The sequence below is a fragment of the Kitasatospora cystarginea genome (genome assembly GCF_039533515.1).
GTDB lineage: Bacteria > Actinomycetota > Actinomycetes > Streptomycetales > Streptomycetaceae > Kitasatospora > Kitasatospora cystarginea.
The window spans coordinates 178462-193020 of record NZ_BAAATR010000013.1; the positions used below are offsets into that span (position 1 = coordinate 178462).

A 14559-nucleotide genomic window follows, 5' to 3' on the forward strand; every position below is an offset into this window, starting at 1 on the left:
ACCTCCTGGTCCGCGCCGGCCGTGTCGCACCTGAGGTCGACCGCCGGGATCCGGCATGCCCCCGTGCGAGTGCCGGCCAGGTCGCCGGCACGTCGGGCCGGGACCGCGACGACCGGGCCGTCCCGTTCAGTGACGGGCGGCGAGCAGTCCGTCGGCCAGCCGGTCGGACACCGGGGCGCCCCAGCCGGTGACCTGGTCGTAGCCGGTCTTGGCCCGGAAGTCCTGGTTGCCACCGGAGGTCACGTCATGGAACGCCGACCCGTAGCTGCCGGAGCGGGCCAGTGCGTACAGCTTCGGGTTCACCTCGCCGAGCACTGCCTGGCCTGCGGCCTTGGCCTTCTGGTTGTAGAGCGCGGTGAAGCCGGACCACAACGGAGCGGCCGCCGAGGTGCCGCCGAAGATCTGCCAGCTCGGGCCGGACTGCCCCTGGGTGAAGATCGCGAACCCGCTGTTGGGATCGGCGTCGGAGGCGACGTCCGGTACGGTGCGCCCGGTGGCGTTGACGCCGGTGCCGCTCTGCCAACTCGGTTTGGCGAAGACCTTGGAGGTGCCGCCACCCGAGGTGCTCCAGGCTCGCTCGGCGGAGTACGCGTTGCCGTTCACCTTGAGGTTGGTGCCGCCGACACCGGTGTTGTACGGGCTCGAGGCCGGATAGTCGACCGCCGCCACGCCGGGGCCGCGGGCAGAGCGGGTGCAGTCGCGCGAGCCGTCGTCGCCGGAGGCGGAGAAGATGCTGATGCCCTGGGCGGCGGCCTGCTTGAAGGAGTTGTTCACGGCGGTCATGATCGAGGTGGTGGTGTCCGGCTCGCAGGAGCCCCAGGAGATGGAGATGACCGAGGCCTTGTTGTCCGCGACGATCTTGGCGGCCATGTCGACCTCGCCCCGGTCGCTGTTGGGTGCCTCGTAGATCAGTTGCTGGGCCTTGGGGGCGACACCGCGCACGATCTCGCTGTCCAGCTCGACCTCGCCCTGTCCCTCGCCGGGACGGGCGTCGTAGTTGGCGCCGTCGACCGAGACGGTCCGTACGGCCGGGCCGGACAGTCCGAACTTGCGGTCGTACGTGGTCAGATCGGACGAGCGGTAGCCGTCGAACTCCCAGAGGGCGACCGTGGTGCCGGCGCCGTTCGTGCCGAGCCTGTCGAGGTCGTAGGCGCCGTTGTACTGGGCCGGGCCGTAACCCCTCGGGGTGGCGGCCGGGGTCGAGGCGTCCGGCTTGGCGATTCGGGTGGTGCGATTGGTGTGGTCGTCCAGCCCGACGACCCCGGCGACGACGCCGGCCAGCTCGGACGGCACCGATGCGGGGGTGTCGTTGGCGTAGAAGGTCCGGTGCTGCGCACCGTCGACGTACCTGCTCTCGTGGGTCCCGAAGGCCGCGGCTATCCGGTCGGCCGTGCCTCCGACGTTGACCACCTGCCGGTTGGCGCTCACCCCGGTCACGGTCAGGCCCTGGGCCCTGAGGAAGCGGGTGACCTTGTCCACGTCGTCCTGGGTCGGACCGTATTCGGCCGTGAACTGGTCCGGCGTCAGGTACTTTCCGTACAGCGGATCACCCGGGGTCGAGACCGCGGTGAGGAACCGGTCGAGGGCGGCGGTGTTGCGCAGCTTGAGATTGACCGAGACCGCGAGCTGCTGGGCGGCGGTGAGGGCGCCCTGCTTCTGGGAATGGGACACGGCCGGGGACATGGTGTCCGGCAAGGCCGTTCGGGCGGCCGCAGCCTGCGGAGTCAGCGAGGCATTGGCACTCAGCGAGACGGCGGCCAGCGACACCACGGCCAGGGCGGCGGACAGGGCGAACGATCGGGATCGCACAGACTCCTCCGGAGGGCAGGGAACGTTCCGGGTTCGAGAACGTGCGGAAGAGCCTTGCAGAAAACCTTTTAAAGGAGGCTTAGGTCCGGTTTATCATCAGGTGATGACAAATCACATTCCCTTAACTGCAGGCCTCCTGAGAATTTGAGCCGGGAAGACCAGGGCGCGCCACCGGGTTTCCGGATCTTCCCGGCCGAGCGTCGAGCGGACTCGGACACGGTCGCTAAGCTCTGGCCGATGAGAACTCGAGTCATTCGCGGTTCGCGACGGCGGGTCCGTCGTCCGGGGTTCGGACTCGGTGTCGCGGATCGCGGCCGATTTCCGGGACACGGTGAACCCCGTGGATTCCTCGGCGGGAGGTCCACCACGCGCTTCGCCGCCGCCGGTGTTCCGGTCGTGCCGGGGTCACGTGCCGCTCGGGGACGGGCCGAGCGGCGCAGGGCCGCGCGGCGCGCGGCGCGCCGGAGGAAACGCTCCCGGCTGCGTGAGCTTCCGCTGATCGCGCTGGTGGCACTGGTGCTGGCCCTGCTGCTGAAGACCTTCCTGACGCAGGTGTTCGTGATTCCCTCCGGTTCGATGCAGAACACGCTCGGCATCGGCGACCGGGTCGTGGTCGACAAGCTCACCCCGTGGTTCGGCGGCCAGCCGCACCGCGGTGACGTGGTGGTGTTCAGGGATCCCGGCGGCTGGCTGGAGGCCGGTCGGCAGAACGCCTCGGACGGACCGGTACTGCACGGGGTGAAGACGGCCTTCTCCTTCATCGGCCTGCTGCCCTCCGACGACAGGCAGGACCTGATCAAGCGGGTGATCGGGGTCGGCGGCGACACCGTGGCCTGCTGTGACGACCACGGCAGGATCACCGTCAACGGCATCGCGGTGAACGAGCCCTACCTCGCACCGGGCAACGCGCCTTCTCAACAGTCCTTCGACGTAACGGTGCCCGCGGGACGGCTCTGGGTGATGGGCGACCACCGCGACGTGTCCGCCGACTCGCGCTTCCACATGCGGAATCCGGGCCGGGGAACCATTCCACTGACGAGCGTGGTGGGCCGAGCGGTCGCGATCGTCTGGCCTCTCTCGCGGATCCGGCACCTGGATGCACCGGCTGGGCCGCCCGCACTGCCGACCTCCGAAGGCCATGGGCCCGGTCGGCCGTCGCCCGGTCTCGACCCGCTCCCGGTACGGTCCCCGACCGCTCTGAGCGCGTTGGGCGTCCTCGTGTTCCCGGTCCGGCGACGACGGGGTGCGACCGGCGCGATCCGGTCGACTGCGGGGTGCGCGGCGGAACCACCCGGCTGCCGCATCGGGCCGTCGACCGGGCAGGCCGGCCAGGGGAGAGGTGGCGAGCGGTACGGCACCGGCCGACGTACTGGTTGAGCGGATCCTTAGGTGACTTTTAGGGGATCTCGCAGCCGGCGGTCCCGGCCCTCCGCACCTCCTACGATCGAACACATCGACGTTCGAGGCAGGTTGAGACCCCTGCTCCACCTGCGGCCCCGAAGCGGACTTCCGAGTGAACCCGAGCACCGGTCCGCGAGCGGCACTTCCCGACGGCCCCTGACCCACCGTCACGGCGCCTTTGTCAGAGGACCTCACATGACCCCACCGTCAGCTCGTCATCGCTCCGGCGGCCGAAGCCGCCGGGTGACCAGGCTCAGCATCGGCCTCGCCGGTGTACTCAGCGCCGGCGTCGCCCTCCTCGGCGTGTCCTTCGCCGCCACCACGCCTACCGCGCCGCACGCCGACGCACCGACCCAGCCCAACCCGAACTGCACCCTCAAGGTTCCGGCCAACCCGCTCACCGCCCAAGGCCTGGCCACGCCCTACACGTTGGTGGCGACCGATCCGGCCCAGGGCGCCTGCCACGAGTCCAACGCCAACCAGTCGGCGTTCGTCCAGGCGACCGTCCTCGACCCGGCCACCGGCGCGATCTCCGTCTACAGCCCCCTGGTCATCGACAGGGGAACCGCCCCCGCCGTGGCACCCGTCGTGCCGACCCTGCCGGCGAACGCCGTGGTCGGCATCTGGTTCGGCTACAACGGCAACGTCCTGTCCCTGGCCGGCCGCACCGCCTCCGGGAAGTGCGTGGGCGGCACCCCGGGCGGGCAGCCCTTCGGCCAGTTCGCGTACTGCAACGCGCCCGCCTTCTTCACCGCCGCCAACGCCGCGGAAGCAGCGGGCAAGCTCACCGTCCCGCCCCTGGGCACCGCCCGGGACGGCAGGCCCTGCCCGACCACTCGTGACTTCGGCGTGGTCGACCAGGACCAGAGCGACAACGTCACCACCGAGTACCTGTCCACCGCACAGGGCACGACCGCCCAGAGGACCGCGAAGAACCTCGCCGCCCTGCGAGGCGGAGCGACGATGCAACCCGCCGCGCTGCTCAACGGCAGCGACAACCTGCTGCTCGACAACTTCGTCGACCCGGCACTGGGTTGCACCCCGTGGAAGGCCCCCGATCTCGCCGACCCCGGCAGCAAGGTCACCTCACTCGCGCTCAACGAGCTCCAGGCCGCCAAGTACCAGGCGGCGCCCGTCGCGATCGTTCCGCTCAGCGACCCCATGGTCAACGAGAACAACCAGCAGAACCGGAACAAGACCAACCTCTACCGCGCGGGCGTGGACCAGCCCGCACTCAGCGCCGCCGCCAACGGCGACCCGACGGCCTACTGCACCAACCTCACCACACGCGGTGCCCAACGCATCAACCTCGACAAGCAGTTCACCGCCGCCGTCGCCTCACCCCAGGACGGCCAGAACCTCTTCGACTTCCTCACCCAGCGCTTCGCCGCCTCCCTCACCAATCTCGGCTGCCAGCAGGCAACACCGACTCCCACACCGACCGCCACCAGCCCCACCCCGACCACCAGGCCCACCGCCACCCCGACCGGCAAGCCGACCCCCAGCCGGCCGTCCGGTACCTGCTCCCCGGCGCAGTTGCTCGGCAATCCCGGCTTCGAGACCGGCGAGGCCGCGCCATGGACGGCCAGCAACGCCGTGATCGACGATGCCGAGGGGATGCAGCCCCGCTCGGGCAACTGGGAGGCCTGGTTGGACGGTTACCGCTCCCGCCACACCGACACCCTCTCACAGCAGGTGACCATTCCGGCGGGCTGCAGGGCCAGCCTCGGCTTCTGGCTGCACGTCGCCAGCAACAACCCGTCCACCGGCGCCGACACCCTTGCCGTCAAGGCCAACTCGACCACCCTGGCGACCTACTCCAACCGGGACACGGCCGACGGATATGTGCACAAGACCCTGGATCTCTCGGCCTTCGCAGGTCAGAAGGTGACGATCACCTTCACCGGCATCGAGGCCACGGGCGCCGAGTGGACCAGCTTCGTGATCGACGACACCGCGCTCAACGTCTCCTGACCACTCCGGCGGGCATCAGGACGAGGAGCCTGGGGGATGCACCGGCGAGGCCCGGCCAGGCCGGCCGACCAGCCGGGCACCACGCTGTCCGGGCACCGACCCCGGCGGGCGCGGCATCCAGCTGCGCCCGCCGGCCCGTACGCGGCCGGAGGTCGGAACCAACCCTCACCGCCGACCGATTCCGCCCCCTGAACGTCCGTTAAGGAACTGCTAATACTCGCCTAAGCTTCCCCAAATCCTGTCCTCCGAACACCGCTGACCAGCGGAAACCAGCGATCGCCGGGGCCGTGGCCAACCGGCCGGCCCGGTGTGTCCACCCCTGCCCGCCCGCCGGTTTGAAGATGCCGTCGACCGGCTCCACCCGTCGGCTACGGTGTGCGCCATGACGTCCATCCTTGTCGTCGAGGACGACCCCGCCATTCGCACCTCCCTGATCGAGCTGCTGGCCGGCCATCAGCTGGTGGTGCGCAGCTCCCCGGACGGGTTCGGCGCGCTGCGCGAGGTCGCCCAGTGGCAGCCGGACGCGGTGGTGCTGGACCTCGGTCTGCCGGACCTGGACGGCGCCGACGCGCTGAAGATGATCCGCGGCCTGTCGCAGGTGCCGGTGCTGGTGGCGACGGCGCGGGACGACGACGCCGAGATCATCAAGCTGCTCAACGCGGGGGCGGACGACTACCTGGTCAAGCCGTTCTCCGGCGGACAGTTGCTCGCCCGGCTGACCGCCGTCCTGCGTCGCTGCGCGGGGCCGACCCACACGTTCGGGCCCGGGGGCGGCGGGGCCCCCGGTAGCGCGCCCGGTGCGGACCAGGGGCCGCTGGTGCTGGGCGAGCTGCGGATCGACCCGCTCGCCCGTACGGTTCACCTGGCCGGCCGGGAGATCGGCCTGACCCGGCGCGAGTTCGACCTGCTGGCGTTCCTGGCTCTGAACGCCGACCGGGTGGTCTCCAAGCGGCAACTGCTCGCCGAGGTGTGGCGGCAGCCGTACGTGGACGAGCAGACCGTGGACGTGCATCTGTCCTGTCTGCGCCGGAAGTTGGGCGAGCGCGCCTCCCGTCCGCGCTTCCTGCACACCGTCCGGGGCGTCGGGGTGAAGCTGGTGTCGCCCCGGTGAGATCCGTCCTCGTCGCTCGGCCGCGACCGGTCCCCCGCGTGCGTGCGACGTTCCCCGCCGAGGGTGCGCAGCCCCGGACGCATCGGTGCCCACCTGTGCCGCCCGTCCTTGACCCCGGATGCGTGCGGCGCACGGTAGGGACCGCGAGGCACCGGGCGGTACGGGACACCTCAAATAGGCGGGATCACAATGAAGGTGACGTTCCGTCCGGACGGCTCCGATTCCGCGGAATACCGGCCGGAAGCCGTTCGCGAACACGGCTATGATGTGCGCCCATGATTTCCGTCCTCTCAACTACGGAGGCCTTTGCCGCCCTTGCCACACGCGGTGAGCGCGGCGCCGATCGAGATCTCCCGACGCGAAGACGCGAACCGGGAAATTCCGCTGCGATTGAGGGAATCGCCCGGCCGTGCTCGGTGACTCCCGATGCGGACGGGCATCCGCACATCCGGGACGGCGCCGACGCCGCCGTCGGCCGAAGGCCGTCCCGCGGCCCGGTGCCGGCGGTAGCCCGGTGAGGGCCACGCTCGCCACGGTCGCGCTGGTGGTGACGGTCATGGTCACCGTGTCGTTCCTCGTCCCGCTGGCCCTGCTCCTGCGCACCCAGGTCCAGACCCAGGCGATGCTGGCCGCCGAGCAGCGCGTGGCGACCGCGGTGCCGCTGCTGACACTGGCCCCGCATCAGGCCGATCTCGTCCAGGCGGTGGCCCGCACCGACACCGGACGCCAGCTCTGCATCCACCTGCCCGACGGCCGGCAGGCGGGCACCGCCCATGCCGGCACCGACCTGCTGAACCGGGCGGTGCGGGGCAGGACCGCGCTGACCGGCGGGGTTCCCGGCGGCCGGGACTATCTGCAACCCGTCCTGATCGAGCACGACCAGGTCGCCGTCGTCGAGGAATTCGTGCCCGATGCGGAGCTGAACCGAGGCCTGGACCGGGCCTGGACCGTCATGGCGCTGCTCGCCACGGTCCTGGTCATCGGATCGGTGCTGGTGGCCGACCGCCTCGGAGCCCGCGTGGTACGTGCCTCGCGCAACCTGTCCGATGCCTCGGCCGCCCTCGGCGCAGGCGACCTCGACATCAGGGTCGAGCCCACCGGTCCGCCCGAGCTCAGGGCGGCCGGTCATGCCTTCAACGCCATGGCCGACCGGGTCAGGCATCTGCTGGCGACCGAGCGGGAACTGGTGGCCGACCTGTCGCACCGGCTGCGCACCCCCATGACCGCACTGCGCCTCGCAGCCGAACGGATCGGCCCCACCCCGGCCGCACCCCAGCTGTCGAAGGCGGTCGAGCAACTCGAGTCCGAACTGGACGCGATCATCGTCGCAGCCCGCACACCGCTGTCCACCAGGCCGGTCGGGGCCGAGTCCGGCGTCGCGTCACGGGGCGCGGGCACCGGACGGCTCGGCCCGGCCCCCGGCGAGCCGTGCCAGGTGTCCGACGTCGCCGGTCACCGCGTCGGCTTCTGGGCCGTCCTCGCCGAGCAACAGAGCCGGATCTGCGTCTTCGAGACGACGGACGAACCAACGCCCGTTCAACTGCCGGACGACCACGTCGCAGCCATGGTCGACGCCTTGGTGGGCAACGTGTTCCGGCACACCCCCGACGGCACCGGCTTCGCCGTCAGCGTGCAGCGGACCGCCCAGAGCGTCGTCCTGGTGGTCGAGGACAACGGGCCCGGCATCGCGGACCCGGTCGGCGCGCTGTCCCGAGGGGCCAGCGGTGCCGGATCGACCGGCCTCGGGCTGGACATCGCGCGCAGCGCGGCCGAATCGACCCGCGGGCACCTTCGCATCGGTCGCAGCGCGCTGGGTGGAGCGCGGGTGGAGGTGGACCTCGGCCTGGCCGCCGAGAACAGGCGGACCCTCGGCCGCCCGTGGCGCAACCGCCGTCGCCGAGCGCAGAAGGCGCCCGGCCGACGAGGCTGAGAAAACCGGGGCGGATCGAGGCCCGACTCCACTTCAGTGCGCGGGCCGATCAACAAGGCGGGAAAATCAATTACTGACGAAACGTCTTACAGCTCTTTCTTTCGCTGATGATTCATCATCTTCCGCCGGACGCAAGCAGACTGGTAAGTTCCCCTCCAACCGGCGTCCGCCACCGGAGGACCTGACCGCGCCGAAGTCCGGAGATCCGCCGGAACGTCCCGCCGTGAATACCGATACTCACGACGTCAGGCAAGGTGCCCCACCCACGGCACTCTCCGCCCGCCGGCGGTATCCCGGACTCACCGTTGCGCCCGGAACCGAGCAGTGAGTGTTCGACCACATGCCTGCCCGCCGGCATGGTCAGGAGTGAAGATGCCACATTCGGGGACCGTGACAATCCCTGAGGCCATGTCCGCCGACCGGATCCCGGACAGCCGACAGTCGGACGGACCCACCGCCGCTCAGTCGACGCACCGCCACCAGGAAGCGGTACTGGCCTACGCCCGCTCGTGCTGCGCCGACCGACGTGCCGCGCAGGAGCTCGCGAACGAGGCGTGGCAGCGGGCCGGGGAAGCCGGTGACCCCGGCGTCGGCCCGGCGCTAAGCCGCCTGCGCCTGCTGGCCGAGGTGAGAAGGACGGCGGCCGGGTGGGCCGACACGGGACGTGGATCGGCGCTGAGCGCGGCCTTCACCGTCTGGCTCGCAGGTCTTCCCCAGCCAACCGAGGGGGAACCGTCGGCACGCGCGGCGCTCGCCGCGGCGGAAGCGGACTCGCTCGTTCTGCGTGCGTTCCGGAGCCTGCCCACGGCGCGGCAGGACGAGCTGTGGCAGTGCCTTGTGGACGCCGCCGCCGGGCCGTCCGCCCGCACCTCGCACGCCGGGACCGCTGCTTGGCAGAGTCTTCAGGACGAGTGTCTCAAGGTGTACGCCTCCCGGGCGCCCCAACGCGCCTGCCGACACCTGGCCGCACGGCTCGGTGACCACGTCCGGCAGGCTACCGGCAGTGAGACGCGCGACCTCGACCGCCACCTCGCCGGGTGCGACAGCTGCCGACGGGCCCGGGCGGACCTGGAAGCCATCCGCACCCGGCAGCGGCCCGCCCTGCTCAAGGCGCTGGTGCTGTGGCCCGCGGAGCCAACGGCGACGGCCCCCACCCCTGAGCGGGAGCCCGGCGACCCGAGGCCCGGCGCCCGCGACCGGAGCCGACGCCTGCCCCGACCGCCACGCACCGGCAGGCGAACCGGCCGGCGCGTGCTGATCTCGCTCGCCGCGGTAGGTGCAGGTGTCCTGGCCGCGCTCGCCGTCGCCGGCGTGCTCCTCACCACGGTGGAAGACGCCGGAGAACACCCGCAGCCGGCCGACGCCCCGACACTGCCCGCTCCCGACAGGTCACTGCCGACCACGGGCTTCGGCGGCACGCCCCCGGAAATCAGTTCGGCGGCGATGTCCTCCGATCCGCCGGCCGCCTCCGCCTCGGCCGCCTCACCCACCGGCACCACCTCACCCATGCAACCGGCGGCCGCCACACCCACCGGCGATACCAACTCGCCCATGCAGCCGGTCGCCGGGCTCCCGCTCGTCAACCACGGCTCGGGGCTCTGCGTCGGCATCACGACTGCCACACAGGCTGCCGGCCCGCTGCAGCTCCAGCAGTGCACCGGCCAGGCCACCCAGCGCTGGCAGCGAGTGCCGGCCGGTCAGGGCAGCTACCAACTGCGCAACACCGGCACCGGGGCATGTCTCGACGGCACCACGGAGGGCGGGAACAGCGTCACGGTCACCCTCCAGGCGTGCCGGTCCGATTCCGGGCGTGCCGAGCAGCTCTGGCGGTTCGCACCGGACGCACGGTCGGACACATTCCGCCTCGTGTTCCTCCCACCGGTACCCTCCAGCGACTATCCCGCGCACTTGCTGGGTCCGCAGGACTGGTCGAAGGCGGACCCGCCACACCCGGGATCGCTCCTGGTGCACCTGCCGAACTACTACAACTCCGACAACTTCCTCTTCACCATGGGGTGACCAGGCGCCCCGCCCGGTCACCGGGACGCCGGAACGCCGGAACGTGCCGATCCTGCCGATCCTCGGCGGCGATGCAACGCGGCAAGCCCGCCGACCAGACCAGGCGTCGCCGGACCTGCCGAGTGAACGCACGGCGGCGAGGGTGAGGTTGCTCCGCTTTGGGGTCTGTCCAGCGTTCTTTATTACAGACCCGTAGCCGACGAGGCTGCCCTGGTCTACGAGGCTACGGAGTCCATGCTCTCGGGCGTTCGCAGGCACCACGCTCTGCCGGGGTAGCTGGCCTGCTCGGCGTTGTCAGAACCGGAAGCGACGGCGGGTCCTACTACCGTGGCGACTACGGCGACCCCGGTGCCTACGGCGCGGCCGGATACGGCTCCGACCCGGAACCCGACCCTCTTGGCACCTTTGCGGCCTCTGGTACGGGGCGCGTCAGTCGAGGGTCAGGCCGAGGACGGCTTCGGGGAGAGCGAGGCAGACCACACCGCTCGGGTCGATTGCGAGGGAATGGGCAGCAAGCCCGAGGCGCAGGTCGACCACCGTGGCGGCGGAGCCCAGGCGGCGGAGGCGGACCAGGCCGTCGGCCCAGGCAGCCGTGATCACGAGGCCCCGGGGTGTGTGGGCGACGGCGACGGCGGTGACCGCGCAGGACCGGTCGTCGATCTGCTCCGCTGCCGGCCCGCGCCCGTGCATCCAGCTGTACACCTTGCCATCCTGGCCGCCGGTCACCATCAGGACGTCTCCGTCCGCCCGGGCCGCGGCGACGGCGGTGACCGGGCCCCGATGGACCGGCCGATCCGACAGCACGACCGACCGACCGGCATGGGTACGGAACCACGCCAGATAGCCGACGCTGTCGCCGAGGGCCAGCACCGGGCCGTCGTCGTCGCTGAGGGTGGCCATCGCGGTGAGCCCGTTGGCGAACGCCCTGGGCGCCCAGTCGACCGCGGAGTCCAGTTCGTGATCCCTCGCATTCGACAAGGGCAGGGTGGCTATGACGCCCTCGGGCTTCAGCAGGAGCAGCGAGCCGTCCTGGGCACAGGCGACGGCAACCGAGTCGTACGGGGGGATCCGGCACGGATCGTGCTTCTCGGTGTCGTTTCCGGTTTGCGGGTCGATGAACCGGAGGAATCCGTCGACGACCACCATGACGCTCCCGGTGCAGGGGCCGTGTCCGGGTGTCATCCAACGTACCGTCTGCTCGCGGCGCTGCCAGTACGACCAGACCGCTCTCCAGCGCTGTCCGGAAACGGCGGCGCACCGGTCCGCGGCCTCCTGCTCACGGCCGGTCAGCCAGGCGTGCAGTGCGCCTGCCCGGTCGGCCGGGCCGGAGGCGGCGCACACCGGGCCCGCGAGGTGCCATGCCCGGGCGAAGGCACTCTGCGGGAGCTGGGCAGGCTCGGTGTATCCGGGCCCGATGAGGCCCGCGTCCAGGTTGGCGGCCATCTCCTCCTCGGTGACGGGGACAGGTTCGTAGCCGGGCTCGGTGTGCTCGAAGGCGGCGGTCACCGCGGCCGGGTCCGCATGGATCAGGAACTCCGGGTCGGAGAGGAGCTGGTCGGCGATGCCCGAGCGCACGGCGTGTCGCAGCAGGAGTCCTAGCCGCTGCGGGTCGGTGTTCCCCAGGTCCGGCCGACCGTCGCCGGTTCGGGGCACGCCGGCGGCAATCTCCCGCACCAGGGCGGTGTGATCTACGACGAGCGGGGGAGACGCCACGACCAGGGCCGTGAGTTCTTCCGGTTGCAGTCGCCAGGCCTGACCGTCGGTCGGCGGCGGCAGATGCCCGGCGGCACGGCGGACGATGTCGGGTCCGCCGGCCCCCGCCAGAGCGGCCCACTGCTCGCCGGTCATCGGCTGCCCGGCGGCTGCGAGTGTGCGGATGGCGGGGCGCAACTCGTCGGGTAGCGCCGTCCACCAGGCCGCGGAGAGCGCGGACGCCCGGTCGGCGGGCGACGCCGACGGGTCAATGGCCGCCTCGGCCGGGGTGCGGGCGGCGAGGTGGGCCAGGCCGGGGCTCGGGTACACCTGGTCGGCTGCCACCGGGGCACCGGTCGCCTCGGCGCACCAGGCGGTGAAGCGGTTCCGGTCGGTCCAGCGGGGGTCGTCGAGGTCGAGTACGGCCCCGTTGGGTGCGGCGGCGGTCAGTGCCGTGGCGGCGGGCGTGCCGGAGGCGGACTCCACCAACAATCTCAGCCAGGGGACTTGGAGCAGCGGGGTGAGCAACTCGGTGGCGATCCGCTCGGGCATGTCGGGCAGCAGGTCGCTGCCGGCTCGGTCCAGGTCGGTGACCACCAGGACCCGGGGTATGCCGTCCTGCAGTGCCGCCATCAGGTCGGCGGGGGTTCGGGCGGCCACGTTGAGCCGGTCGGCCAGCAGCCAGGTGGCGCTGCGGACCGTCAACCCGGCTGCGGAGAGCGCCACATGGACGCGCCGACCGGTGCGGGGGTTGTCGGGCGGGCAAGCGTCGGTGAGCCAGGTGAGCAGATGGGTGCGGCCGCTGCCGGAGGAGCCCGCGATCCGGCAGAACCTCGGTGCCCTCGGGTCTTCCAGCCAGTCCAGCAGTGCCCGTCCGGCCGGGCGGCGGCCCGCCTGCAGCGGCGGCACCGCACCGGCCTCGCCGGAGGGGGCGGCAGTTTCGGGGGCGGAGCCGTAGACCGGGTTGTGCCAGAACCGCAGCAGCACACCCTCGGAGTCGACCTGCCACGCTCCCTCGACCGCGTGCGGGGACACCCGTCCCGCGGGGTCGTGGCCCTCATCGATCTTGTACAGCCAACCGCCCGCGTCGCGGGCCAGCACCGCCTGCTCGGATCCGAGACGTGGGTCGGGGCGCCAGCGGGGCGGCTTCACCGGCTCCGCCGGGGGCACCCAGTCCTCGGCGGCCAGTTTCCGCACCTCCGCAAGGCTGCTCACCGCCTTGGACTCGGGAGTGATACGCCCGGAGAGCGAGTTGCCGGGCTCCGCGAAGAGCTCCTGGACTGCCTGGGACGGGGAGATCCCCCGAGCCTTGGCATCGAGCAGCTTCCCGTACCAGAAAATGGCACTGTTCCGGTGGTCGCCGAGCAGTCGCCGCTGGAACCCGGCCGCACCGTCGGTGTCGCAAGTCCACAGGTAGCCGGTCACCTCGCCGTCCGCCCTGACCACGGTGAAGTGCTCGACGGGCTTCTCGGTGGTTGCCGCGTACCGGGGAGCCTCGCTGACCACCTTGAACTGAAGGTCCTGGTTCAGACGCTCGCTGGTCCAGTTGTTGCCGTTCACTCCCGGCCCCTCTCCGTCATCACAGGACTTCACCGAAAATATGAACCTTGTTGCCTACCGTGACGACTCGGTTGGCGCGCCATTGCAGTCCTCTGGCGAGCAGCAGTTCTCTTTCGGTAGCGCCCAGCGAGCCCACCTTCTCCATCCACAATGCAGGCGTCCCCTTCGGGACGACGAGGTGCATGACGGCCTGCTTGCCCTGCCACATCGCGGGAAGGTCGCCCAGCGAGGTCGACATGTAGCCGCCTTCGGTGAAGGTCTTTCCGGCGAGCTCCTCCGGATTGGATATGTTGAAATGCCCGAGATCGGTACCCCGGCTGACGACCAGGTCCGTTGGGACTTTCTGAGCCTCGAGCGCCTTGTCGATCAGAGCGGAGGCCCTTTCGATATTGGGCGTCATCGGTATGTCACCCCGATTCGCGCCGTTGACATGCTGATACGAAAGTCCTTTGGCGGCGTTCTCTTCGCCGTGCGTGTAGTTTTCCAACGCGAATTTCTGATTTGCGGGAAGCTCGTCGGCCGTCTTGTTCCAGGTTCTGGCGGCGAACTCCTTGGCCTCGGCATCGTCGAAGGTGCGGCCGCGCTGGGCCAGATCCTGCTCGGCGGCCCGCAGGTTCTCCTGCTGCCGTGCCTGCTCCAGCGGGTCGTGGGGGGCGGTGCCATGGTCCGATGTCATGGCAGCGGGTTCGCTGGTGGCGGGTTCCGGAGCTTCGTGGTGGTGAGGCGCCGACGCCTCGGACTCCGAGTGATGAGCCTGGGGGGCCTCGGGCTCCGAGACGTGTGGATTCTCCGCCGCCGTCGGCTCGGGTGTGTGCTCGTGGACCGGGGCGGGTTCGTGGACCGGGGCCGGCTCGGGCCCGGGCGCGTGAACCTGGGCGGGTTCGTGGACCGGGGCTGGCTCGGGCGTGTGAACCTGAGCGGGTTCGGGTGCATGGACGGGGGCGGGTTCGGGTGCGGGTGGGCGGACGGCGGGTTCGGTGGGCCGGACGTGCTGGGGGAAGGCGCTCACGTCGAACTGGGGCGCGCCGGGGCGGTTGAACGCGGAGGCGCCGGCCTGCTCGGC

General features: G+C 71.0%; 8 protein-coding genes. 5 read left to right on the forward strand and 3 right to left on the reverse strand.

The genetic code is table 11. The features are described from left to right. Window positions 1-126: 126 nt before the first annotated feature. Window positions 127-1809: a S53 family peptidase gene (locus tag ABD369_RS17125; RefSeq protein WP_344637276.1), complete on the reverse strand. Its 1683-nt coding sequence runs from the start codon at window positions 1807-1809 to the stop codon at window positions 127-129. 396 nt (window positions 1810-2205) lie between these two features. Here ABD369_RS17125 and lepB point away from each other — a divergent pair, with 396 nt between their 5' ends. From lepB to ABD369_RS17150, 5 genes are all read left to right on the forward strand, one after another. After that, window positions 2206-3186 (forward strand): signal peptidase I, encoded by a 981-nt coding sequence (gene lepB, locus ABD369_RS17130; RefSeq protein WP_344637277.1) that lies wholly within the window; start codon window positions 2206-2208, stop codon window positions 3184-3186. A 267-nt stretch (window positions 3187-3453) separates the two neighbouring features. Then, window positions 3454-5184, forward strand: coding sequence for a hypothetical protein (locus ABD369_RS17135; RefSeq protein WP_344637278.1), 1731 nt, complete (start codon window positions 3454-3456; stop codon window positions 5182-5184). A gap of 382 nt (window positions 5185-5566) precedes the next feature. Beyond that, window positions 5567-6295 (forward strand): response regulator transcription factor, encoded by a 729-nt coding sequence (locus ABD369_RS17140; protein WP_344637279.1) that lies wholly within the window; start codon window positions 5567-5569, stop codon window positions 6293-6295. 514 nt (window positions 6296-6809) lie between these two features. Continuing rightward, window positions 6810-8225: a sensor histidine kinase gene (locus ABD369_RS17145; protein ID WP_344637280.1), complete on the forward strand. Its 1416-nt coding sequence runs from the start codon at window positions 6810-6812 to the stop codon at window positions 8223-8225. 390 nt (window positions 8226-8615) lie between these two features. Next, entirely contained in the window at window positions 8616-10244 is a 1629-nt protein-coding gene (locus ABD369_RS17150; protein ID WP_344637281.1) for an RICIN domain-containing protein, read from the forward strand. Window positions 10245-10673: 429 nt separating this feature from the next. Here ABD369_RS17150 and ABD369_RS17155 read toward each other — a convergent pair whose 3' ends face one another. After that, window positions 10674-13496, reverse strand: coding sequence for a hypothetical protein (locus ABD369_RS17155; protein ID WP_344637282.1), 2823 nt, complete (start codon window positions 13494-13496; stop codon window positions 10674-10676). A gap of 19 nt (window positions 13497-13515) precedes the next feature. Further along, on the reverse strand, window positions 13516-14559 hold a 1044-nt coding region (locus tag ABD369_RS17160), incomplete at its 5' end, for an ADP-ribosyltransferase (RefSeq protein ID WP_344637283.1).